The 24,086-nt window shown below is 40.5% G+C and carries 22 protein-coding genes, 3 pseudogenes and 1 riboswitch; of the genes and pseudogenes, 17 read left to right on the top strand and 8 right to left on the bottom strand.

Annotated elements, in window-relative coordinates:
* Window positions 1-80 precede the first annotated feature (80 nt).
* Together B2V22_RS08470 and B2V22_RS08465 are read right to left on the bottom strand one after the other, a co-directional pair.
* Complete coding sequence (locus B2V22_RS08470; protein ID WP_290491931.1) at window positions 81-962, bottom strand: polysaccharide deacetylase family protein; 882 nt, start codon at window positions 960-962, stop codon at window positions 81-83.
* A gap of 214 nt (window positions 963-1,176) precedes the next feature.
* Window positions 1,177-1,752, bottom strand: a complete 576-nt coding sequence (locus B2V22_RS08465) for a rhodanese-like domain-containing protein (RefSeq protein WP_290491930.1) — start codon at window positions 1,750-1,752, stop codon at window positions 1,177-1,179.
* A gap of 162 nt (window positions 1,753-1,914) precedes the next feature.
* Between B2V22_RS08465 and B2V22_RS08460 the strand changes: the two genes are divergently transcribed.
* Window positions 1,915-2,487, top strand: a complete 573-nt coding sequence (locus B2V22_RS08460; RefSeq protein ID WP_290491929.1) for a TIGR00730 family Rossman fold protein — start codon at window positions 1,915-1,917, stop codon at window positions 2,485-2,487.
* A gap of 32 nt (window positions 2,488-2,519) precedes the next feature.
* On the opposite strand, the pseudogene B2V22_RS08455 reads toward B2V22_RS08460, so the two are convergent.
* Window positions 2,520-3,503 (bottom strand): annotated as a pseudogene (locus tag B2V22_RS08455) (IS30 family transposase); the annotation flags it as partial.
* A 52-nt stretch (window positions 3,504-3,555) separates the two neighbouring features.
* Here B2V22_RS08455 and B2V22_RS08450 point away from each other — a divergent pair.
* The gene (locus tag B2V22_RS08450; protein WP_111857479.1) at window positions 3,556-4,044 is read left to right on the top strand and encodes a GH32 C-terminal domain-containing protein; all 489 of its coding nucleotides are present in this window, start codon (window positions 3,556-3,558) and stop codon (window positions 4,042-4,044) included.
* Between the two features lie 230 nt (window positions 4,045-4,274).
* On the opposite strand, the gene B2V22_RS08445 is transcribed toward B2V22_RS08450, so the two are convergent.
* Both B2V22_RS08445 and B2V22_RS08440 read right to left on the bottom strand, forming a co-directional pair.
* Window positions 4,275-5,615 carry an APC family permease gene (locus tag B2V22_RS08445; protein ID WP_016896345.1) on the bottom strand — a complete coding sequence of 447 codons (1,341 nt, stop codon included), beginning with the start codon at window positions 5,613-5,615 and terminating at the stop codon, window positions 4,275-4,277.
* A gap of 411 nt (window positions 5,616-6,026) precedes the next feature.
* Window positions 6,027-6,410: a hypothetical protein gene (locus B2V22_RS08440; protein ID WP_290491927.1), complete on the bottom strand. Its 384-nt coding sequence runs from the start codon at window positions 6,408-6,410 to the stop codon at window positions 6,027-6,029.
* A gap of 72 nt (window positions 6,411-6,482) precedes the next feature.
* Between B2V22_RS08440 and B2V22_RS08530 the strand changes: the two are divergent.
* Window positions 6,483-7,375, top strand: a pseudogene (locus B2V22_RS08530) (IS30 family transposase); the annotation flags it as partial.
* A 220-nt stretch (window positions 7,376-7,595) separates the two neighbouring features.
* Window positions 7,596-7,892, top strand: coding sequence for a hypothetical protein (locus tag B2V22_RS08425; protein ID WP_290491921.1), 297 nt, complete (start codon window positions 7,596-7,598; stop codon window positions 7,890-7,892).
* 301 nt (window positions 7,893-8,193) lie between these two features.
* On the opposite strand, the gene B2V22_RS08420 is transcribed toward B2V22_RS08425, so the two are convergent.
* Complete coding sequence (locus B2V22_RS08420; protein WP_290491919.1) at window positions 8,194-8,709, bottom strand: hypothetical protein; 516 nt, start codon at window positions 8,707-8,709, stop codon at window positions 8,194-8,196.
* Between the two features lie 196 nt (window positions 8,710-8,905).
* Here B2V22_RS08420 and budA point away from each other — a divergent pair, with 196 nt between their 5' ends.
* From budA to B2V22_RS08400, 6 genes are all read left to right on the top strand, one after another.
* Complete coding sequence (gene budA / locus B2V22_RS08415; RefSeq protein WP_290491917.1) at window positions 8,906-9,610, top strand: acetolactate decarboxylase; 705 nt, start codon at window positions 8,906-8,908, stop codon at window positions 9,608-9,610.
* Between the two features lie 35 nt (window positions 9,611-9,645).
* Entirely contained in the window at window positions 9,646-10,362 is a 717-nt protein-coding gene (locus B2V22_RS08410; RefSeq protein WP_290491915.1) for a M48 family metallopeptidase, read from the top strand.
* Window positions 10,363-10,469: 107 nt separating this feature from the next.
* Entirely contained in the window at window positions 10,470-11,696 is a 1,227-nt protein-coding gene (locus B2V22_RS08405; protein WP_290491913.1) for a dicarboxylate/amino acid:cation symporter, read from the top strand.
* A gap of 214 nt (window positions 11,697-11,910) precedes the next feature.
* Window positions 11,911-12,144, top strand: coding sequence for a VOC family protein (locus tag B2V22_RS08525; protein WP_396159036.1), 234 nt, complete (start codon window positions 11,911-11,913; stop codon window positions 12,142-12,144).
* Window positions 12,114-12,263, top strand: coding sequence for a VOC family protein (locus tag B2V22_RS08520; protein ID WP_396159038.1), 150 nt, complete (start codon window positions 12,114-12,116; stop codon window positions 12,261-12,263). Before B2V22_RS08525 ends, B2V22_RS08520 begins: the two co-directional genes overlap by 31 nt.
* A gap of 26 nt (window positions 12,264-12,289) precedes the next feature.
* Window positions 12,290-12,790 (top strand): SRPBCC domain-containing protein, encoded by a 501-nt coding sequence (locus tag B2V22_RS08400; RefSeq protein ID WP_290491911.1) that lies wholly within the window; start codon window positions 12,290-12,292, stop codon window positions 12,788-12,790.
* A 63-nt stretch (window positions 12,791-12,853) separates the two neighbouring features.
* Here B2V22_RS08400 and gpmA read toward each other — a convergent pair whose 3' ends face one another.
* The gene (gpmA, locus tag B2V22_RS08395) at window positions 12,854-13,543 is read right to left on the bottom strand and encodes a 2,3-diphosphoglycerate-dependent phosphoglycerate mutase (RefSeq protein ID WP_290491909.1); all 690 of its coding nucleotides are present in this window, start codon (window positions 13,541-13,543) and stop codon (window positions 12,854-12,856) included.
* 261 nt (window positions 13,544-13,804) lie between these two features.
* A riboswitch (Fluoride riboswitch) is annotated at window positions 13,805-13,901 on the top strand.
* A gap of 48 nt (window positions 13,902-13,949) precedes the next feature.
* On the opposite strand from gpmA, the gene B2V22_RS08390 reads away from it, so the two are divergent.
* From B2V22_RS08390 to nox, 3 genes are all read left to right on the top strand, one after another.
* Entirely contained in the window at window positions 13,950-15,131 is a 1,182-nt protein-coding gene (locus tag B2V22_RS08390) for a cation:proton antiporter (RefSeq protein WP_290491908.1), read from the top strand.
* 540 nt (window positions 15,132-15,671) lie between these two features.
* Entirely contained in the window at window positions 15,672-16,892 is a 1,221-nt protein-coding gene (locus B2V22_RS08380; RefSeq protein ID WP_290491906.1) for an AI-2E family transporter, read from the top strand.
* A 414-nt stretch (window positions 16,893-17,306) separates the two neighbouring features.
* On the top strand, window positions 17,307-18,644 hold the full coding sequence (gene nox, locus B2V22_RS08375; protein ID WP_083068980.1) for a H2O-forming NADH oxidase: 1,338 nt from the start codon (window positions 17,307-17,309) through the stop codon (window positions 18,642-18,644).
* 100 nt (window positions 18,645-18,744) lie between these two features.
* Here the strand turns inward: nox and B2V22_RS08370 are convergent.
* A pseudogene (locus B2V22_RS08370) lies at window positions 18,745-19,487 on the bottom strand (alpha/beta fold hydrolase).
* 360 nt (window positions 19,488-19,847) lie between these two features.
* Between B2V22_RS08370 and B2V22_RS08365 the strand changes: the two are divergent.
* From B2V22_RS08365 to B2V22_RS08350, 4 genes are all read left to right on the top strand, one after another.
* Window positions 19,848-20,081, top strand: coding sequence for a fibronectin type III-like domain-contianing protein (locus B2V22_RS08365; RefSeq protein WP_290491937.1), 234 nt, complete (start codon window positions 19,848-19,850; stop codon window positions 20,079-20,081).
* Window positions 20,082-20,176: 95 nt separating this feature from the next.
* A complete protein-coding gene (locus B2V22_RS08360) occupies window positions 20,177-20,605 on the top strand; it encodes a pyridoxamine 5'-phosphate oxidase family protein (RefSeq protein WP_290491903.1) in 429 nt (142 codons plus the stop codon).
* Window positions 20,606-21,306: 701 nt separating this feature from the next.
* Window positions 21,307-22,047: a CPBP family intramembrane glutamic endopeptidase gene (locus B2V22_RS08355; RefSeq protein ID WP_290491901.1), complete on the top strand. Its 741-nt coding sequence runs from the start codon at window positions 21,307-21,309 to the stop codon at window positions 22,045-22,047.
* A 379-nt stretch (window positions 22,048-22,426) separates the two neighbouring features.
* The gene (locus B2V22_RS08350) at window positions 22,427-23,962 is read left to right on the top strand and encodes a LysM peptidoglycan-binding domain-containing protein (RefSeq protein ID WP_290491899.1); all 1,536 of its coding nucleotides are present in this window, start codon (window positions 22,427-22,429) and stop codon (window positions 23,960-23,962) included.
* The last annotated feature ends 124 nt before the right edge of the window (window positions 23,963-24,086 follow it).

The raw sequence follows: 24,086 nt of genomic DNA, 5'->3' as shown, positions 1-24,086 counted from the left end.
CAGTTTTCGGGTAGAGATTCACCTAAACAGACACTATCTTTTTGCGTGTATAAATATTTTTTAAAAATCAAGTGGTTAGATTATAAGTCAGCCATTTCGTCTCGTGTAGCGATGTCACGGGCGTCAACAAATTCATATCCTTTGGCTTGGATACCGTCTAGTATGGCCGGCATAGCTTCGTTAGTCCAAGTTAAGTCGTGCATTAATAAATTAGCGCCTGGGGATAAGAATTCAGTGTTCACCATGACATCTGCTAGCGTTGCTGGGTCTGAATAGTTTTCGTCCCAATCAAAACCATACGACCAGTTCATCGACACCATATTTTCTTCTTCTAAAATCCCTTCTAATCCTGGGGCTTCAATACCGTGTGGTGGACGGAAGAATTGTGGGCGATAACCAATAACTTCTTCAATAATATCTTGGTTACCAATAATTTCGTGACGCAAGGTTTCTTCGTCAGGTACTTGGTCAAGACTATAATGCGTAAGCGTGTGGTTACCAATCACATGACCCATGTCGGCAATCTCTTTTAATGCATGCCTGCCTTCTTCGCCATCTTCACCTTGTAAGTACATACCGTTGACGAAGAAAATCCCGTAAATACCGCGATCGGCCATAGCTTGTGCTTCCTCTACTGACGACGTTGGTGTTTCGGGTAACTTCCTTGGTACATCATCGACAGTGGCGAGTACAACATTAGGGTTCGCATCCTCATTAGCCGGCAATACACTTGAAATCTCAGGGTCGATATAGTAGTTAGCTACTTGATTATCTGTTTCTTCATTAGTATCCTCATCTTGGTCAATGCTTTCCGCATCTTCACCATCATTAGTATTGTTAGCCTCTAAAGATTCACTAGAAGTAGCTTGTTCTTGGGACCCATCGCCATTTTCTTGTTCATTTCCAGCACAACCAGCTAAAAGCAAACCTGTTAATAATAGAATGGGTAATTTTTTCAACATGTTCTATTCCTCCCTATAAGATATAATATATGTCCATTATACACTAATGGATAAAAAATACGGAAAAAACCCATTCAAATTCCAGGAAAACAATCACGCAAATGAAAAAGATAGTGACCGCTGACTTGGCAATCACTATCTTTTTAGCAATATTAGTGGAAATTCTCCTCAGTAAAGCAACATAGCAAATTAAAATAAAATACAGCTAAAACAATTATTCCCCTTGTGGTTGAATGACTGCTTTGATGCCGCCTTCGATGACATGCGTTTTGTTGTAGCCATGTGCTGTTAAGTAGGCGTCGCCTGCTGTGGCGCGGCCGCCTGATCCACAGAGTATGTAAATATCTTTGTCGCTATCAATTTTTTCTAAGTTATCCGCTAGCTTTTCTAGTGGGATATTGACCAAGTTTTTCTCTGGTGCTGGGCGGGTAATTTCATCTGGGTGACGTAAGTCTAATAATACATAATCCTGGTCATCAGGCAATTGTAAGAAATCTGCTGCAGTGATTTCTGCACTGGTAACCAATACTTCTTGCGGGATATCTTCAAAAAGAAGATAAGCGTTTGGATCTAAGTCTTCAAAGTCAACAAGCGATTCTTCCTTATCTGTAAGGATGACGAGGTTTTCTTTGTTTTTGACCAAGCCATCCCAGTATTTGTTTTTTTGTTTGGCTGTGACGTTCAAGCTATTCGGCAAGTGACCTTGGCGGAAGGTTGTATTGTCACGGATATCCACCACTACTTGGTCTTGTAAGTTTTCATATGCGATTTTATTTAATGTTGTTGTCATATAACCACCTCTTCTACTTGTATTATGACAGGATACGTGGGGTGGGTCAATGCGGATGCTTGATAAAGAATACCAGCAGGATGCGTTTCGCCATTTTCTAGGGAGGTACTTGTCAGATGCTGATGGTTTGCCTAAAATATTGGGAAAGAAGGGGTGTTATGTATGGAACTTAAAAGTGTTGCGGTATATTTGGGATCGGCTGTTGGGGATGATCCGGTGTATGAAGAAACGGCGACAAGGGTCGGCGAAGTGATTGCTAAATCAGGGCGGACTTTGGTTTATGGCGGGTCAAATGTGGGTTGTATGGCTGCTGTAGCGAACGGGGCTTTGGCATTTGGCGGCGATGTGATGGGGGTTGTGCCACAGAAGTTGGCGGACAATAATATTCAACATCCTGACCTGACTAAATTGTTTGTTGTCCAAGGGATGCACGAACGGAAGGCGCAGATGATTGATTTGTCTGACGGGTTTATTGCCTTGCCGGGTGGTCCAGGGACCATGGAAGAGTTGTTTGAGGTGATTTCCTGGAAGCAAGTTGGTTACCACGATAAACCAATCGGGATTTTGAATGTGAATAACTACTATGATGGCTTGTTGGACTTTTTAGATTTCCAAGTCGATCATGGGTTTATGCATCAACAATACCGGGATATGTTGTTGGTTGAAACTGATCCGGAAGTCTTGTTAGAGAAAATGGCTGCTTATGAACCAACAGCAGAAGCGAAATGGAAATAGATATAAAGTCGAAATAAATGTATCTTCAATTGTCAGATTAAGTGCAACGATTCATTAAAAAATACTTCATAAGGGGTTTTCCAGTTTAGACATTTCCGTGGTCGCGTGTTTAATTTATTCGCTCATTCTTGAATTTGACTATCGAAAATACCTGAAATATCTTCACCTTTAGGTGAATATTCACGTAATAAACCATTAGTATTTTCGTTTGTACCACGTTGCCATGGAGCATGTGGATCTGGAAAATACACTTTAGTGCCATTTAATTCTAGCGTTATTCGACTATGTTGGGAGAATTCTTTTCCTCTATCGGGTGTAACGGTTTTACATTTATCTTCTCCTATATTTCTTAGTAGATTGATCATACAATCAATCACATTTTTAGAGATTTTCTTTTCAACCTTACCAAGTAGGGAAAAACGATATCTACGATCGACTAGAGTTACAATACAAGCCCTACCTGTTTTACCGGCTACAGTATCAGCTTCCCAATGACCAATCTCAAGGCGCTCATTGGCAGCAGATGGCCGTTCATGAATCGTATTCGAAATTGGTATTTTTCCACGGCGCTCTCAATAATTGTTTGTGTGTCGTGTTTTACCTCGATGTTTTAACTTACGAATTGCACCTTTATTGCCGTGAGAAAGATTCGGTTCATCAAAATCTCCGCGATATATTGCACGATAAATCGTATTATAACTAAGAGCTTGCTGATTTATTTCTAGTCTCATTCGGGCACTAATCTCCTCTGGAGACCATTGTTCTTCCAAAAAGAGTCGTTGTACCCGAGAATGAATTTCAGTATATAGAAGTATGCGTTTACGACCACACTTTCTTCTCTTTCTTTGCTGATACTTTTCTTGTGCTTTTGAGGGAGAATAACTTTTTTCTTGAATAGTATTCCGCTTTAGTTCTCTTGAAATTGTTGATTTTGCACGATTTAGTTGCTTAGAAATATATCCTAAAGACTTTCCTTGCTCATGCAATAGGAATATTATTTCGCGTTCATTAAATGAGTATCCTGTTTACCAAGATGGTTGGACAAATTGTTTAAATTTAGTGAAGGAATTGAAAGTAAAAGGAAACCAATTATATCAATATCCTGTAGAAGAAATGAACAAAACTAAACGATTGCTTGAAGAAAAAGCAGAGAAAATAAATGGTTTGGTAACTTTACACCAGCCAGATGAAAATGCTTATGAATTAGAAATTCTTCTTCCTGAAAATCAACAAGGGATCCTCTATCTTTTGGCAAATAAAGAGCGGACTCGCTACTTAAAAGTTGATTTTGACTCAGAACGAGGTTTTGTTGAAGTAGACCGCACGAATGTAGGGATTGGAAAGATGAATGAAACAAAATCAACACGTCAAAGTAAATTCCTTCCAAACAAAGAGTTGAAGATGAATATCTTCGTTGATACTTCATCCGTAGAAATCTTTTTCAATGATGGTTTGAAAGTATTATCGAGTCTTGCTTTCCCAGAAAAAGAAGATACATTTATCTTTTTGGAAATGAAAGAAAGTCATGTCAGTACGCGCCTTTTTAAAATTGAATAGAGCATTCAAATAGAGACAAGCTCCAAAATTCGGAGCTTGTTTCTATTTTTTTTCTTCGAACGTATCATTACTGCTCGTCGTCATTCATTTCTTTAGGAAATGTGTATGATACAGCTCATAAAAAAGTTCTGTACTATACAAACCTCCCCAAATCCCTATAAACCACCCCAAAAAAATGCAAAACAAGCAGCTCCCATATGGGGCTGCTTGTTCGATAATCTATGCCAATATTATTCTTCTTCAATTAAAACGGGAGCTTTTTGATTTTTTTGAGTATATAAGAAAACAGGAACACCTAACAGAGTCAAGACGATTCCCAATAAAGCGTTGAACGGCTGCGTCAGCAAAGTACTCATTAAAATAAACAAGCCTCCTGCAATTGCTACCAGCGGAATAAAGGGATAGAGTGGCACTTTGTAAGAGCGCTCAATTGCGGGTTTTCTTTTCCGCAGGATAATGACTGCCAGGAAAGTCATGGTAGAGAAAATCCATATAACGAATACAATCAAATCAGTCAGCTGATTGAACGAACCGGACAGCATCATCACGACAGAGATAGAAACAATCATTATGCCGCCATTCATTGGGACATAAGTTTTGGGATGCAAAACACCGAACCAATCAGCAAAAGGAAGCAATCCTCTTTTTGCCAGTACATAGGGAATGCGCATAGCAGAAATGAAGTAGCCATTCATTGCACCAAAAACAGAGATTAAAATTCCCACCGTGATTAATTTGCCGCCAATACCTGGAAACAGTTTAGAAGCAACAGCTGCTGCAGGGGTAGCAGTACCTGCAAGAGTAGCGCTATCGACTACAAAAAGATAGGCAACATTGATTGCAAGATAAACGGCCATCACGATGGAGAGTCCGCCGACAATCACACGAGGCAATGTCTTCCCGGGATTTTTCATCTCTCCCGCCAACGTCCCCACGTTCATCCAACCATCATAAGCAAAAAGGGTGGCAACCAGTGCTGAGCTAAGAGCAGTCAGGAAAGAATGGTCTTCTGAAACAAAAGGCATAAGGCTCTGTTGACCTCCTCCAGGATAAAGTAACCCAGCAATAATGATAATAAAAAGAGGAATAAGTTTCAGGAAAGTAGCGACATTTTGAATTCTGCTGCCATGCTTCGTTCCCATAAAATTCATGAGGGCTATAAAGAGGGCGGTCCCAATCGCAATGGGAATGATCAATTGATCGCTTAACCCGAAAAGATTGATAACTTGCGTCGCAAAGATAATGGCCAAAGCCGCAAAGTTTGCTGGGAAATAAACAATCATCTGTGCCCATCCAGCCAGAAACCCCCAAATCTTTCCATATACTTTTTCCATATACAGCATTAATCCGCCCGATTCCGAGTAAATCGTGCCAATTTCAGCAACAGTCAGACCACCAGTGATGGTAATGATACCGGCAACAAACCAAGCCAACAGCCCAACACCCGGAGCCCCGCTAGCAGAATACACCGCTGTAGGCTTAAAGAAGACCCCCGCTCCAATTACAGTACCCACTAATACTGTCAGCGCAGTCAAGCCGCTGATACTTTTTTTCAATTCCGTTTTTTCCATGTTTTCTAATTCTCCTAAATGACCTTTGTCAGTGATACGTCCATACATTCTAGGGACGAAAAAACGATTCGTCAAGAACTAGTTCATAGCAGAATCAACAAATATGGCGCAGGCATTTTTATTGCCTGTGCTACCTGCCATGAATAGACAAGAGAAGGGTTTTGATTTGCAGTCTCTGATTAAAAAAGGAAAAATCGATATGAAAGATAACCTTCAGAAAAGTATTTTATGTTTCTTTTAGATCAAATGGAATGGAAAAGTGGGAAGGCCGAGCGATTCCTACTGTCAAAAATACCTCCTTCACGTAATCAACTGCTAAGCCTTTCGTGAAGGAGGTATTTTTCTTTATATTCATTTTACATCTGTAAATCCTCTTAAAAATGATCGTCACAGCATTCTACTTCTGTCTTTCTAAGCCTTTTTATTTACGGAAGTATCAAAAATGCTATCAATTGCATCCTTTAATGCGGCGTTAAATTCCTCATCGGTCTGGTTGACGTTCAGGTCTTGGGAGAGAGCACGGGAGAAGCTGGCGATCAAACCATCATTTTCTTTCAGTTTTACGTTTGCCTCATCCCTTGAATAACCGCCGGAAAGGGCCACGACCCGAAGAACATTTAGATGGTCAATGGTTTCTTTATAAGTATTAGCCACAGTAGGAATTGTCAACTTCAACATAACATGATTGTCTTCGTGTAAGGTATCCAGATTCCGCAGCAATTCTTCTTTCAGAATAGTCTCCACTTCATCTTTTTTCTCACTATAGGTGTCGACTTCAGGTTCAATGATTGGCACAAGCCCCGCATCCAGAATCTGTCTGGCAACTTCAAATTGTTGCTCGACAACTGCCCGGATTCCTTTTGGGTTCAGCTCCAAAATGGAAAAGTGTATGACACCTACTATTCTGTTTATGACGCTGATGCAGGACAGGCCTTCTATGAAAATCAACGACTGAACTGTGGCAGACGCCCCAAATGGGCGAACACAAATGCCTTCATTGACTGGGCAGATGACAAAATGTTAAATGAAAAATGGTCGCCGGACATCGTAGTCGGATTTGCCAGAAAACACGCGCTGTTCGATTGTGCCATCATTCCTGGAACAACTGCTCTTTATCAATGGATTGACCGCGGAATCATGCGAACAAAGAACATGGACTTGCTTGAAAAACTGTCCCGTAAAATCAAAGCGGGCCGCCCAGGACACCGTCCCAACAAGCGTGTTCTCGGGACGTGAATTGAAGAACGCTCTAAAGAAGTTGAAACCCGGGAAACATTCGGTCATTGGGCAATCGACACAGTCGTGGGAAACAGACCAAGTCGGATGCCGTGCTGCTGACGCTGGCTGAACGGCAGACACGCTTTGAAGTCATCCTAAAGTTGAACGGGAAGGACACCGAATCGGTGGACCAAGCGGTTCAACAGCTAAGAGAACGGGCTGGCGCTAACTTCGATCAATTATTTAAGACCGCGACCTCCGACAATGGCTCGGAGTTTTCGGGGCTACACGATGCTCTGCAAGATGTAGCTGACGTCTATTTCAGCCACCCCTATGCTTCTTGGGAGCGTGGGACGAGCGAAAATCAGCATAAATTAATTCGCCGTTTCGTCCCCAAGGGAAGCCCGATTAGTGAGGTGAGCGAGAACCAGATTTTGCGAATCCAGCATTGGATGAACGATTACCCGCGGAAAATTTTGGGTTATGCAACACCACATGACACATTTGTTCAAGCATTCAAGCAAGAACGATTGGGGGCTTGACCTATCATTACTTGACCTCGGCATGGCTTCATGTCTGGAAAGATGGCCTGAGGCCAGACTGGTCGGAAGACCACCATCCCTCAGTTCATTATCAGAGGGTCACTGATTTAGAATAACAAGGCAGTTACGGTACCAAACAAATGAGTTACCTGTAGTGGCTAACTTAACCTTGAAATTTACGAAAAAATAAAAACATAATTTTTAGGAAGGAAGTATTCAGTTGGTTCAATTGTTTTCCATTGTTTCAAAACATAGAGGCGTGGATTTCCATCATCCCCGTTCCGAGAAAATTGGTCATCCTGAAGAAATTGATGTTTACCTTGCTCTCTTTATCAAAACAAATGCTATTTTTTATATAAATGATAAACTTCATCAAGTGAGACCAAATTCTATAGTTATATTTTCTCCTGGCACTTCTTTTTCTTATAATAACCCTGAAGGTGATTGCATTAATGATTACTTTAGATTTCATTGTTCGGATCCAGATTTTTTTAAAAAACTGTGGATCTTTTTTTGAATTTTTTATGTGTTGCACTTAAATTGTAAATTCGTCATATAGAAAAAGGGGCTTTGACATTAGTGTCAGGCCCCTAATTACTATTTACCACAAGTCGTAATATCAGGCTCTTCTTACGAAAGGCATCCGTATGTCGCTGCGTTCCGTCGGCTGTCCCACAAAAGTCAAACTCTTTCGATGCTTTCCAAAATACGCCAATTACTTCCGGTAATTGTTCGGCTTTTTAAGGTGTAAGAGCCGACACCAAGAAAGGAACCTTTGGAAGATTAGAGCAGCGACTTTTGTCGCAGCTCCAATCTATCTACCACAAATCTTCTGCTTGGTCGTAATAAGTCTGGTATTTTTTGATGATATCGTCCTTTTGCTTCAAGATGTTGGCTAATCCTTTGACCAATTCGCTGGATGTTTCTACCATAGACATGTCTTCTTTTTGGCTTAAAATGGCGTCGGAAACCCCGTCGTAGGGAACAGCTTCGTAGATTTCGTCCAAAACTTTAGTGATTTGGTGTTCTAACCGTTCTTTTCGCTGGTCTTCATAGGCCTTAATTTGCGGTAGGGCACTGATCATATAGCGAAAATCAAGGTGGCGCGTCATTTGCCCATTTTGCACGAGGACATATTCCTTCTCAAAGGGAGAAATGCCAGGAAATTGGCCATTAATTTGGTACCAACCGTCATAAATTTCCCAGACGCCGGGCCGGATCTCAGGCTGAAAATCCCGCTTCAAAACAAACGTCTCATCATCACCAGTAATTTCCGCCATCCACCGCTTCTCATCCTCGCCAATCGGCATCAAAGGCAACTCGTGCGAAATCATCCAACCACTCCTCTCAAATTTTTTGCCTCGTAAGTACTAGTAAGTATAGGAAAAAGGGTCAACAATTTCAAGCTGGCACTCCCGCAATAGCTTGCGAGACGAGGGTAAAAAAGGTAGTATGGACATGACAAGAAGTGCCATCGTTTAAATAAAATGAAAATGAACTGTGCACAGAAAGCGATATGGGGAGACAGATATGGCGAAACTATTTCAACATCAAACATTAGGTGACTTAATGGCGGGCTTTTTCGATGGGTCGATAACCATAGAATCCTTATTAAAAGAGGGTAACTATGGGATTGGCACCATGGACCATTTAGATGGGGAATTGATCGTGATTGACGGTAAGGCATACCAAGCCAAGGAAAATGGTGAATTAATCGTTTTAAAAGGGGATGAAACCGTGCCGTATGCCGCCGTGACTGACTTTACCCCTGACCAAACCTTCACTGTAAATGAATTATTTACCCTAGATGAATGGCATCAGTTTCTAAAAAGGAAATTGAAATCCTTATCGACATTTTCAGTTATCCGCATCGAAGGGTCTTTTGATTTCATGCATACCCGAGTCATTCCGCGCGTTGAAGAACCTTTCCCACGCTTTGTCGAAGCCAGTCGCAAGCAACCCGAATTCAAGCGAGAAAACGTCAAGGGCACTTGCATCGGGATTTACGGTCCTTACTTATTTGAAGGTGTAGTTAAACAAGGTTTTCATTGCCATTTTATCAGCGAAGACAAGAATTTTGGTGGTCACATCATTGATTATAGGATTAATCATGCAGATGTATCCGTCCAAACCGTCACCGACTTCCACCAGCATTTCGCAACGGATAATACAGCTTTCATGAATGCCAAAGTCAATTACGATAACCTCATTACAGAAATTAACGAGAGTGAATAAGGGCAGCCATTTTGCCAAAGTAATCACGCAAGGAGGTGCCAGCTATTAAAATTGATATGACCATCGCGGGCTATGCCGTTCAAGTAACCAAGCAGGCCAACTATAAAAATTTGACCTTAAAAGCCGTCCCGCCGCATGGGGACCTGCGCATTTCAGCACCTAAATATGCCAGTAAAGCCGCTATTGTCGCCTTCGTGGAAAATAACTTAGCACAAATTGAGCGGATGCAGGCGGATATCCAAAACCGCTATCAGGACGAAGTCAAACACTATGAAACTGGTGAAAACCATTATTTATGGGGCCAATCCTATCCTTTACTAGTCATTGAAAAACCGGGGCCAACATCTTGCCAATTAGTGGATGACCATCTAGTTTTAACTGTCAAACCAGGAATGGACCAGGATGAGCGGGCACAAGTTATGATAGCCTTCTACAGACAAGAGTTGAAAGAACAATTAGCTATTACCGGGCCTAAAATGATGGCCCATATGGATGTATGGGCCAATGAATTTCGGGTCAAGCAAATGAAAACCAGATGGGGAACCTGCAATATCCAGAAGAAACGCATCTGGATTAGTTTAAGCTTGGTCGCCGCACCGTTAATTTGCCTAGAATCAGTCGTTGTTCACGAATTAGTCCATTTACTAGAAACCAACCATACCAAGCGGTTCTACCAGCTAATGGACCAATATTTTCCGAAATGGCAAGAAGCAAATGCAATTTTAGCGAAATTACCTAGTGTGTTTCATTAAAAGTCTGTTAAAATAGAAGCAGTAATCTCATAATAATAAGTTAAGCCCCAAGTTGATTTGGGACTTTTTTCTTTTTGAGATAGAAATGATTTAGAGGAGTTGTTCATATGGCAAAGAAGGGGTTTAAAATACCGCTAGCCTTGAAATTAGTAATTGCAATTATATTAGGAATCATTGTTGGCCAATTTGGTTTTCTACCAGAAATTTTCTTCCAAGTATTAAAAACATTATCCGGACTATTCTCCGAGTTCCTGGCCTTTATCATTCCATTGATGATCGTCGGCCTGATTATTCCAGGTATCGCCGAACTAGCAGAAGGTGCGGGTAAACTTTTAGGGATCACCGTAGCCATTTCCTATGGGTCAACAATCATTGCCGGTATCCTAGCTTACATCGTTGCCAGCAATATATTCCCAATGTTTATCACCTCCGACTTGGCAAATACTATTCAGGAATCAGGTGAAGGGGCAACCGCCTTATTCTCAATTGGTCTAGAACCCATGTTTTCAGTTACCACAGCCATCATCTTTGCCTTTATGTTAGGTTTGGGGATTTCTTGGCTACGAGCTCGCGGACGTGGAGAAGCCTTGGCAAATGTCTTTACAGACTTCGGTAAGGTCATCGATTTAACCTTACAAACAGTCGTGATTCCATTGCTACCATTCTATATCTTCTTCAATTTTGCGGATATGTCATATTCAGGTTCAGTATTTGCCGTTATGTCAGTCTTTTGGCGAGTCTTAGTCACTGCCATCGTCTTACATTTACTATACCTAGCCTGCATGTTCGCCGTGGTTGGTGCTTACGCCGGTAAGAACCCAATCCAAATGATGAAGAATCAAATTCCGGGTTGGTTAACAGCCGCTGGTACCCAATCATCTGCCGCAACCATTCCAACAAACGTTGAAATTGCCCGGAAAAATGGCATCTCTGAGCAAATAGCTAACTTCGTTGTGCCACTATGCGCCACTATCCATGTAGCTGGCTCAATGATTACCATCACATCTTGTGTGACAGCCATCTTAATGATGTACTCAATGCCAATCTCAATTGGTACAATGGCTGGCTTCATCATGATGTTAGGGATCGCTATGGTCGCTGCACCAGGTGCACCAGGCGGGGCTATCATGTCAGCCTTACCTTTCTTACCAATGGTTGGTCTAACAGAAGCTTTCAACCAATTAGCCATTTCTTTATACATCACACAAGACTCATTTGGTACCGCAACAAATGTATCAGGTGATAACGCTATCGCCATCATCGTCGATGCAATCTACAAAAAAGATAAAAAGCAGCACAGGCTAAATAGATTTACTAAAAAGGATTCAGTGTAGAAGCTGGATTCTTTTTTTTATGAGGGATAGGCCTAACTGTGATAGACTGTTCGAAATTTCACTTTCTTGTGGTAAACTATATAGGTATTAGTGACGTATGACTGATTAATACCCAATAAGGAGTATTGCGCCTTGTGTATGATTTAGTGACGGCGATTGTGAAGAGGCGGTTCGCTTCTATAGATATTTGATTCCGAATTCAGAAATTTAGCGCATTGAATACTATCCGGATGCCAGTTTAGCTGAACATTTTGAGAGTATATTAGGTAAAGTTATTACGGCCGAGTTCATTTTAAATAACCAACCTTATATTGCTTTGGATAGCGGTCCATATTTCCGTTTTAATGAAGTGATATCTTTGATGCATAATTGCGAGAGTCAGGATGGAATAGATTATTACTGTGAAAACTATCCGCTATTTCTGAAGCTAAGCAGTATAGTTGGGTAAAAGATAGATATGGTTTATCATGGCAAATTGTACCGGCAAATATTGGCGCGTTACAGCAAAATCCAGCACAGATTCAAGTCATGATGCAGATAAGAATATTGATATCCAAAGGCTATTAGATTTAGCCTAAGAGAAAGGAAACACGATGTTATTTGGGCAATTAATTGAAAACGAAAGTTCGTATACACTATACTTTGAAAGGGACTTTTACCAGTCAAAAGAGGCGGTATTCAACGCATTGACTGATCCAATCATTTTTTCAAAATGGTATCCATTCGCAACAGGGGAAATGGATGGCCAAGTGGGCGGATTGATCAAATTTGACGATGGCGAAGGGAATCTTTACCAAGGTGTGATTACTAAGTTTTCACTTGAAGATGGTTTTGAGTTTATTGAAGATGGTCGCGATGTGATGCGCATGGAGATAACTGAAACGGAATCTGGTGCTAAATTACATTTTAACCATACATTTTCAGACCTTGCCTGGGTAGTGCAAACGGCTACCGGTTGGCATAATTGCTTAAATGTATTCGTGCAAATCATGAACGGTCAACCCCCACAATGGCCATTGCCAGATGAATTGGTTGAGTTAACGCAAGCTTATGAAGCACAATTTAAAGAGAAAAAATTTAAAGAAGAAAAATAGCTTAGAAGTCGAGGAATACAATGTTCCAGACTTCTAAGCTATTTATTTGCATGTGATTACATGTTATTTGGCGATGTGTTTCGTTAAGACTTTTTTGTTTGAGATATGAAGCTTTTCGTCAACGTCATAAATAATGGGTTCACCGGTTGCAATTTCTAAGTTAGGAATATCTTCATCAGAAATACCCTCCAAGTATTTGGTTAATGACCGCAAACTGTTACCATGAGCGACAACAAGGACATTTTTGCCTTCTTTTAAATCAGCTGCAATATGGTCTTCCCAATAGGGCATGGTCCGGTTTAAAGTGTCTTTTAAACTTTCGCCAGCTAATAAATGGTCGATATCAAGGTCTTGGTAGCGACGGTCAAAAGTATTGGTAGTGGCTTGAGGCGGACGGACATCATAAGAACGGCGCCAGATATGCACTTGGTCTTCACCGTGAATAGCGGCCGTTTCTGCCTTATTCAAACCTTGAAGCGCGCCGTAATGACGTTCGTTTAACCGCCAGTTCTTGTGGACTGGTAAGTAAAGTTGGTCTAAATTATCTAGCGTATAAAAAGTTGTTTGAATCGCACGTGCTAGTAGGGAAGTGTGTACAACATCAAAAATCAACCCTTCTTCTTTAAGCGCTAAACCGGCAGCCTTAGCTTCTTCCACCCCCAGAGGACTTAAAGCCGGATCTAACCATCCGGTAAACACATTTTGTAAATTCAATTCACTTTGTCCGTGGCGGATAAATACTAATTTAGCCATCTTTCTCCATCCTTTCAAGGGTACTGCCGTTTTACTTTTAGGTTCACCTATACTATACACCCGCGTAAAAACTATCGCAAGAAAAGACACCTCAAATTCTTTAATAACAAGCGAAAATGTCTGGTCGATTAGTTTTTGTATATATGATGATTTCACTGCTTTTAAGGCTATGATAGGTATGTGAAGGGCGATGGTCTTCTATAATCATACGTGTATTTTATACCTTGTATTTTTCCGAAAAAAGGCGTATGCTTAGGGAGTATAAAAAGAGGGAATGAGGTTCTCCCTGGTCAAGTAGATGGTGATTTCAGGCCATCCCATACCGAACCGCTGAAAAGCTGATGACTTCTGCAAGTAAAACTGCAGGCGTATCAGCTTTTTTTGTGCCTGCAAAAAGGAGGAAATTATGTTACTATCGTTAGGTTTTATCATTATTGTGGGGTATTTATTGGGGCGCTTGTTGAGGGCGATGAATTTACCTAGTTTAATCGGCTACATCATCGCTGGCTTAATCATGGGGCCGTCATTTTTCAATCTAATTGACCAAAGTACATTGGATATATCCAGTGATTTAAGACGGATTGCTTTAATGATCATCTTGCTTAGAGCGGGTTTAAATATCGATTTGCAGGACTTGAAGAAAGTAGGGCGCCCAGCCGTCTTGATGAGCTGCCTACCAGCTACCCTAGAAATTATCGGGACAATCATTCTGGCACCAATATTCTTTGGGATGTCATACTTATCTGCAGCTATCTTAGGGACTATTATCGCGGCCACATCACCGGCCGTTGTCGTTGCCCGCATGTTAGAATTAATGGGTAAGGGATATGGTAAGAAAAAAGGGGTACCGCAAATGATTCTAGCGGGTTCCTCTATGGATGATATCTTCGTCATCATCATATTCACTGCCTTAACAGCCCTTGCTGAAACCGGTGAATTCCATTGGGTAAGCATGATATCTATACCAACTTCTATCATATTAGGCATCGCTGGGGGATTATTAGTAGGTTGGCTACTGTCACTAGCCATTGAAAAATTTCAATTATCAGGTGGATACCCAGTCATCTTAACCTTTGGGATGGCCATGTTATTTGATGGGGTTGAAAAAGGCATGACAGGACCAATTGGCTTCTCAGCCTTACTTGCTGTGATGGCAATGGGCTTTATGATGCTTCGCGTCAATCCAGTTCAAGCCAAATCTGTTCAAGTAGGGTTTAATCATTTATGGCAAGTCTTTGAAATTATCCTATTCGTGTTAGTTGGTGCCAGCATGTCCATCGAATCCGTCAAAGATTCAGGCCTCCTTGCAGTAGTGTTAATGCTCTTGCTGTTGCTATTTAGAGGACTTGGTGTACTTTTATCTGTTTTGGGCACTCAATTAAACAAAGAGGAAAAAGCATTCGCCGTCTTTGCCTACATTCCAAAAGCAACAGTACAAGCTGCCATAGGCGCTGTGCCCTTAGCGATGGGCTTACCAAGTGGTCAAATTATTTTAACTATATCAGTCGTTGCCATCTTAGTCACCGCACCGCTTGGCGCAGTCTTAATCGACCAAACCCATAATCGACTATTGCGTGATGATCGATAAATAAGGATATAAAAACAAATAAAAGCTGGCTCTCAGAAAAATGAGGACCAGCTTTTTTGCTAGTAAGTGATTGTGTATTATAGAATGGTGCAGGGAAGCCACCATCTACAGGATTAATGTCAACGTTGATAAATTTACCGTCATGTGATGCTAAGAATACTGCTCCATTGGCGGGCGATATCTTCGGGTTGACCAACATTGGGGTTTAAGGCTCCGCTGCCACCCCAGAACTCCGGTTGCAAAGTGGGCGTAACAAACAGATACTCCTTTGGCAGGGTGACATTACCCACTTAAAAGTTGACGCCAATGTCAACGCCGCCAACAAGGATGGTCTTGGCTGTTTTATGCCAAATTATCTTTGTATTAACAACGCCATTAGCTTGATATGTTAAAATATATATAAGACTATGTGGTGAGTATCACGACTACTCTTGTTTACCAACAGTCATAATATCGGAGTTTGGTCCAACGCGTGAATTCTTAGCGATGTTAGTCACACTTCCTATGTATTAAAGAAAAGAAAAGAAAGAGTTGAGTTAATTGAAAAAATTAAATGGTCCAACAAAACAAGGGGTTCAATGGTTGGCATTGATTGCGGTATTTATATTAGCCGTCATCAACTGGTCATATCTTGTCCAAATAGTCTCTATGATTTGGTCAGTGATTTTTCCCTTAATCTTAGGTGGGATGATTGCCTTTGTCCTAAACCTATTGATGACTTGGATTGAAAAGTACCTGTATCCAAATGCCAAAAATAAATATCTAAAAGGATCTAGACGACCTGTAGCTATTATTTTAGCAATCTTAATCATTTGTTTAGTCATTGCAGCGACTGTCGTTATCGTCGTACCACAATTGGCTTCAGCAGTCATGACCTTAATTGATGCTATTCCTGAAACGATTCAAAACTTAACAGATTGGTTTAACCGTCAAGGTGCATTAATACCTTTAGTCAATGAATTGGCCAACCAAGTCAACATTGACTGGGGCAGCATGTTTTCTAGTGTAGCTAGTGGGATTAATAGCTTAGCATCTAATCTCGCAACCACTTCTGTTTCCGTATTGACCACTTCTGTTGGGGCAGTAACCAACATTTTCTTGGGTATCCTATTCGCCATTTATATTCTTTTTTCAAAGGAGAAATTGGGCAAGCAAGTGGACCGGTTGCTGACCGTTTATGTCAGAGATGATATTCAGCAGTTAATTGAGAATGTGGCGCATGTGGCCAATGAAACATTTTCTAAATTTATTTCTGGTATGGTGACCGAAGCCATCATTTTAGGGGCTCTGGTGACAGCTGGATTGTTCATTCTGCAAATTCCTTATGCGGCTATGTTAGGTGTCCTGCAAGGTGTTATGGCTTTAATTCCAATTATTGGGGCCTTCCTATCGGGTGCGGTTGGCGTCGTGATCCTACTCGCTTTAAACCCAACTTATGCTGTGGTTTATCTCATTTTCGTTTTCTTTGTCCAACAATTAGAAGGGGACTTGATCTATCCACGAGTTGTAGGGGACTCAATTGGCCTACCATCTATGTGGGTCCTGTTCGCTGTAACTGTTGGTGGGGGCTTGATGGGTATTCCTGGTATGTTAATCGGGGTGCCGGTCCTAGCTTCTATCTATAAGATTATCAAGATTGATGTCCAATACCGTGAGCAAGTTCGTCAAGAAGCAGGGGAACAAGATGTTGAACCGGTTGTGCGGTTCCTAGAGAGTCTACGCCACCGAAATCTAACAGACGAAGAGATTGATAAGATGTAACATCGTATGAAAATGCACAAACTTTTTCACATGCGACACATTCACAAGTGGAAAATACGGTAAATGTTGATATATAAAGAAAAGACGCCACTTAATTGTGAGTGTCTTTTTCATTTGTATAGGTTCAAAACCAATAAAAATACAAAAAATGTACAAAAATGCCTGGATTTGTGAAATAACGAATTTGAAGTTGAAAAGATTATTTTTAGTGAAATAACAAAAATTGCAATAATCAACCCACAAATAAAGGGGTTAAATAAGTTTTTCACAAACTCTCTTTTAAAATTGCTTGCTAGTGACTTTGTGAGCTTTTATAAATTATACAACTTTGGTTTGTCATCCCAAAAAAATGGTGTTATTCTAAGCTTGTAAATAAATGAGCAAACGATATATACATCGAGGAGGAAACATTTAATGAAAGTTGTAGTAGTAGGGACTAACCATGCAGGTATCTCAGCAGCAAATACATTATTAGATTCAGATCAAGACGTAGAAGTTACATTAATAGACCGTAACTCAAACTTATCATACTTAGGTTGTGGGACCGCATTGTGGGTAGGACGTCAAATCGATAGCTACGAAGGGTTATTCTACACAAATGCTGCAGATTTCGAAGCTAAAGGTGCTAAAGTATCTTTGGAAACGGAAGTAAAAGAAATCGACTTTGAAAATAAAGTTGTATACGCAGAAACTAAATCAGGTGAAAAATTAGAAGAAAACTATGACAAATTAGTTTTAGCAACTGGATCTCTTCCAATCGCACCTAAATTACCAGGTAACGACTTAGAAGGATTACACTTCCTAAAATTATTCCAAGAAGGTCAAGCAGTTGACAAAGCCTTAGCAGCAGACGACGCAAACGTTGTATGTGTTATTGGTGCTGGTTACATCGGTGTTGAAATCGCTGAAGCAGCAGCTCGTCGTGGTAAAGAAGTACACATCTTCGATGCTGAAGAACATTCATTAATGAACTACTACGATGTAGACTTCGCAGTAGCAATGGACGAAAACCTACGAGCTAACGGCGTTCACACTCACTTTGGTGAATTAGCTGAAGAATACTTAGGTGAAAACGGTAAAGTAACAGGTCTTAAAACGACTAACGGCGAATACAAAGCTGATGTTATCATCAACTGTATCGGTTTCCGTCCAAATGCTGGATTAGGTGCAGACCACTTAGATACATTCGTTAACGGTGCTTACTTAGTAGACCGTACATTCAAAACAAACGATGACTCAGTATATGCAGTAGGTGACTGTGCAACTAACTACTCAAACGCTGTAAATGACACAGCTTATATTGCATTAGCTTCAAACGCTGTTCGTTCAGGTATCGTTGCAGGTCAAAACATCTTAGGTAATCACGTAGAAGGTGCTGGTATTCAAGGTTCAAACGGTATCGAAATCTTTGGCTTGAAATTAGTATCTACTGGTTTATCAGTACGTGCAGCAGAGAAAAATGGCTTGAAAGTGAACTACACAGACATCGAAGATACACAACTACCAAGCTTCATGCCAGCAGAAGAAAATGGCGAAGTTAAATTGCGTATTGTATACGAAGAAGAATCTCGTCGTATCGTAGGTGCGCAAATGGTATCACGCTATGATATATCAATGGGTATCCACATGTTCTCATTAGCAGTGCAAGAACAATTAACAGTCGATAAATTAGCATTATTAGACTTGTTCTTCTTACCTCACTTCAACCAACCATACAACTACATCACAAAAGCAGCGTTAAAAGCTGAATAATTAAAATCTAAAAATTAAACTTTAAATCATTGAAAAAGGGCAACCCTCTTAGCTAACCTCAGCTAGGAAAGGTTGTCCTTTTTTCGTGATGTTGGCAATCCTATAAGTGGCCTAAGAAGAATGTCGTCATCATATCCATTGTTTTTGTCCTAACCAAATGGTCTTCATCCTCGTGTACAAAAATAATATTGTCCAAGTGGCTGTTGTCTTTTACGAACCCCACAGTCTGGTCATAAGGGACCCGCCAATCCCGTTCGCCGTGCCAAATGAAGAAAGGACTGCCTGCTAAGCTGTCAACCTGGGTGGACAAATCATACCGGTCAACCCAAGCCGTCAAATCTCTTAAATCATCTGGAACAAACCGGTTAGATAATCTGCTGGCATGTTCAATTAGTCGCTCTCGGTATTGGATAGGGGTAGGTGAACCCATCATACAAGACGCTACTTTAATTTCTGGATGGTGGGTCAGTAAAGCAGATGATGTAAACCCGCCCATAGAAGTCCCACCAATCCCGATCCGGTCATCTAAGACCAAACCCAGTCGTTTGAAATGTTGGATAATAGCCCCGAATTCAAATAAATTAGATTGGATACTTTGCCAAAAAGTCAATGACGGGATGGCAGATATAGCTTGCTTGCGACGACCATGGTTCATAGCGTCTGGTAAGAGGACCCGAAAACCTACTTGGGCCAACTTTCGGCCTGGGTCAAATTCAGTTCCTTATTGGATTGCCAGCCGTGATAGTAGACAATCAAGGGTAATGGGGCATTTCGCTGGTCTAAAGGGACGACTTCAAGCAAAGGTATCTCGCCAATTTGTCGTCTTCTAATGGTTGTTTTCAATGGCACTTCCTCGCATTCAATCACTGGTTACAGCTACTGTTCACTTGCTAATATAGAGGCAGCTAAGAGCAAATGCAAACATTAAGAACTAGCTGATAGTGGGTGATTTAAGCAATTTAGCAGACGCTAAAGAAGTGGTTAAGAAGCAAATATTTATTATCATGGCCAGATTAGTAGTCCCAGAAGGGGCAGACATGAAGACGGCCACTGGTTGCTGACTTAGTATTTGCCCTGGCTAGTCCATCTGGTAAAGTCCCAATAACTTACCCAGCTTGCGATGAAGAAACCATTTTCTACGGTCACTAAGAATGTCACCCAGGTGTCGACGACGGTGCGGAATTGCTATAAGTTTATGTAGCTATCCCAGTCGACAGGCAACCACCAATGCGGTTAGTTGGATTCAAGAAAAGCTACTTAGAAGCAGTAGAAACAACAGATATCATTATCACAATTGATCCATTTACAACCAACCACCCACTAGGTGTGTGGGTCAACAAGGCCCGCGACTTTATCATCAATCCCGGTGAGGATAATTTCAACCTAGATAACGATAGTGATAATACACCGTTCACTTTATCCATCACCATTCAATAGTTTTTTTATGGATTTTTGATTTAGATTCTACTAAAGAAATATGAGGTTTTGCGATACAATAGAAGAAAGTAGAATGATGAAGGAGATGTTGAAAAATGGCATTACAAGATTACATGACAATCTTAGAAAATATAGGTGCAGCGGTTTTTGCGACGGTAGACAGTGAAGGGAAACCTCGTACACGGTTTGCGAATGTTGGTGTGGCGAACGAAAATGGGATTTTCTTTATGACAAAACCAGGTAATGAATTCTATACTCAATTACAAGCAAATGAGCATGTATCGATTTCAGCTATGTCAAATGACGAAAATGGGATTCAAGCCATTACCATTGACGGTAAAGTGCGCGAAGTTGATCAATCTTACTTAGAGGATATTCTAAAAGACAACCCATATGTAAAAGATGTGTATCCTGATGAAGAAGACCGGAAATCAGTTGTTGCTCTTCAAGTATATGAAGGTAGTGGCTTCTACATGAACTTAAAAGAGCATAAAAATGACACATTCGAATTTTCAGCAGAATAATAAAATTACTAGGAAGCCTTGGACTTCAGTTTTTTCTATCATTGTCTTAGATATAAGATGCAATTCAGGGCGTCTAGGCAGGAGAAGCTGGCAGAAAAATGAAGTGGCCCATAAAATGTGACGCGAGCGATTATGGAGAGGATACCTAACTGCTCTTAAGTACTTTACTAGCGGCGAGACTGGCTACAGCTTGGGTTTGATAACTTGTTTGACGGTTCAGACTGTAACGGAGTGTCCCAAACATGCTCATATAGGGCAAGACATCCTTGCTTCACCGCGAAGGCATGATAGCGAAACTTCCGCCTATGGGTTAACTTAAAAACCAAGCATACTGCAAATCATACAATTGGAACTGAAATTGGGGAGAGACAAAAAATCTCTTCCCGTTTTATGTACTTATTGATTGAATGAATTTCATATTGAAGAGATGCTATGTTTTCAATGCTACAGTTTTTCTAACTTTTATTTTCATATTCTTGTCACAACTACAATTACATAAACTTCTAACTGCAGTACCATCGTTCTAAATATCTTTACGCTTGTTCATAGATATTAGTTTTTGAAAGTATCTTCACTAGTCTAGTGAATTCATTTTTTAGGTATGGTAAGGTTAGGGTAATTTATTTTGATATAAAAAATAAGTAAGTCTTTTATCCTATATAGAAGAAAGTTTTAATCAATAAAAAAGTTAGGGGTATTATATGGGGAAAAGGAAGGATCGAAATACGGATGCTTATTACCAAGATTCAACTAGGCAGAAGTGGACAGGTTGGATAGTTGGCGCGGCTAAGGTTGTTTTGTGGACGATTGCTTATACTATAATGGTCTCAGTTCCTCAATTATACGTTATGTTTGCTAGCTATTTGGATAATACCTGGTTAACGTTATTAGGCATTCTAAGTATTGTTTATATGTTTGCTGTGAGCTATTGGTTTTATCGCCGATATCAAAAGCAAAATCCAGAAAATGTTGTGGGATTAACTTGGGATGATATTCTAAAGGACTTGGCCATTTTTGCAGGTGTTTTAGCCTTTAAGATAATTATGTCAGTCATTATGGGTAATATGTACGGAGTAGAGACGACGGTAAATGATGATATGATTTTTGGTTTGCTAGGTAGTAATAGCAATATCCTAGTGGCCTTAAACCTGGGCTTGACCGTGATTACTATGGCCCCAGTGATGGAGGAAATCATTTTCCGCGGTATGATCAGTAAAGGGATGTTCAAGGATAGCTTCTTCACTGCAGCTATTATCATCTCTTCAATCTTCTTTTCAAGTATGCATCTTTCAGGAAACTTCATTTCTTTCATTATATATGCAGGAATCGGGGCGGCTTGTTTTATGGCTTATTGGCGGAAGAAAAATATCAATGATGCCATCTTTATTCATTTCTTGAATAATGTACCGGGCGCAATCGTGATTATATTTGGTTTATTTTAGGAAAATTTATTTGAATAATGCCTCTTTGAAGCGTGTTGATGAGATATCGGTACTACTTTAAAGAGGTTTTTTTACATTTATTGCATCTAATATTACATTATTGTTACAGAGATATGGCGTTTATATTTAAAATAGAAATCTTTAATTTGAATTTAAGAATTTCTTAAAAGATTGATTTATTAACCTTTTTTAAAGTTTTTAAATAATATTTTTGTGATTTTAGTACAAATAAGGTGAAATTTATTAACGAAATGTAGCGTAAGAATAAGGATTTGCGTAAGAAAGAGTAAATGATTTGTAACCTGATTGTTACGGAAAATTGCAGTTTGCTTGTATATAATAGCTATTGTAATTAGAAATTTCAGGGGGTAGAAATTTAATGAAGTTTTCAGTAAAAAGAATGGTAGGGACATCGTTAGCGACGTCAGCGGCTTTAGCAGCCTTTGCAACCACTAATGTTTCAGCAGACGAAGTATATACAATTGAAACGGGAGATACTTTAACTGCTATTTCACGTAAATTTGATTTATCAATCGCTGACTTATTAGAAGTGAACACAATTGATAACCAAGATTTAATTATCGCAGGTCACGCTTTAAATATTCCAACTGTTGATGCGCCAGTAGTAGCAAGCACTAAACGTGTAGCAGATGCAACTAACGTATACACAGTTGTTGCAGGCGATACTTTAAACAAAATCGCTGCAGATTTTGATACAACAGCACAAAACTTACGTGATTTAAATGGTATTTCAGGGGACTTGATTTTAGTTGGTCAACAATTAAAAGTTCAAGGTGAAGTAGCGCAAGAAACAACAATAGAACAAACAGCTCCTGTAGCTGAAGAAACAGTTGAAACAGAAGTAGAAGCTACTCCAGTAGTCGAAGAAACTGTTAACAACTATGTAGCAGACGAAAATGGTAACTACACTGTAGTTGCTGGCGACTCTATCAACAAAATTGCAGGTCAATTTGGCGTTTCAGCGACTGAATTACGAGCACAAAACAACTTATCATCTGACTTGATCTTAGTAGGTCAATCAATAGCTATTCCTGGCTTAGCTGCAGCACCTGCTGTTGAAGAAGCACTAGTAGTAGAAGAGACAGAAGCAGTTGCTGAAGTAGCACCTGTTGAAGCAACATTAGCTACAGAAGAAGCTGAAGTAGCACCAGTTGCAAATACAGTAGAAGAAACTGAAACTGCTGACGCAGAAATCGAAGCACAAGTTGCGGCTGAAGAAGCATTAGCAGCTGAAGAAGAAGCGCAAGCAGCAGCAGACGCACAAGCGGCAGCTGAAGCAGAAGTAGAAGCAGCGGCTCAAGAGCAAGCAGACGCAGAAGCAGCAGCTCAAGCGGAAGCAGAAGCACAAGCAGCGGCGGAAGCTCAAGCGGCAGCAGAAGCAGAGGCAGCAGCTCAAGCACAAGCAGCGGCAGAAGCTCAAGCGGAAGCGGAAGCACAAGCAGCGGCAGAAGCAGAGGCGGCAGCTCAAGCAGAAGCGGAAGCACAAGCAGCGGCAGAAGCAGAGGCAGCAGCTCAAGCGCAAACTGGTAACGTAACAGCATTATTAAACAATGCGTACGCACAAGTTGGTGTCCCTTACTTATGGGGTGGTAAAACGCCATCAGGTTTTGACTGTTCAGGTTTCGTAAACTATGTTTACAAACAAACTTATGGCGTAAACGTTGGTAGCTACACTGGTGAACAACAATACGCTGGTCCAAAAATCTCAGTTTCATCTGCACAACCAGGCGACTTAATTTTCTGGGGTTCATATGGTTCTCCATACCACGTAGCGATTTCATTAGGCAATGGACAATATATCCATTCACAACGTCCCGGTGAGACAGTTCACTCAGAATCAATCAACCCATACTGGGCACCATCATTTGCTGTAAGTATGGCTGCTTATAACTAAGCAATCTTTTAAATATGAAATAGAAAAGGTCGAGATGATTACCCCCCTCGGCCTTTTTTTATTAGAAAAATTTGGTTTCAAAAGCATATGTCAATAGCTATGAAAGCCCTTTAGTAGGCATTAT

The organism is Aerococcus sp. UBA6277 (assembly GCF_002440555.1).
In the GTDB taxonomy this organism is placed as follows: domain Bacteria; phylum Bacillota; class Bacilli; order Lactobacillales; family Aerococcaceae; genus Aerococcus.
This window is presented reverse-complemented; position numbering and strand designations above follow the sequence as displayed.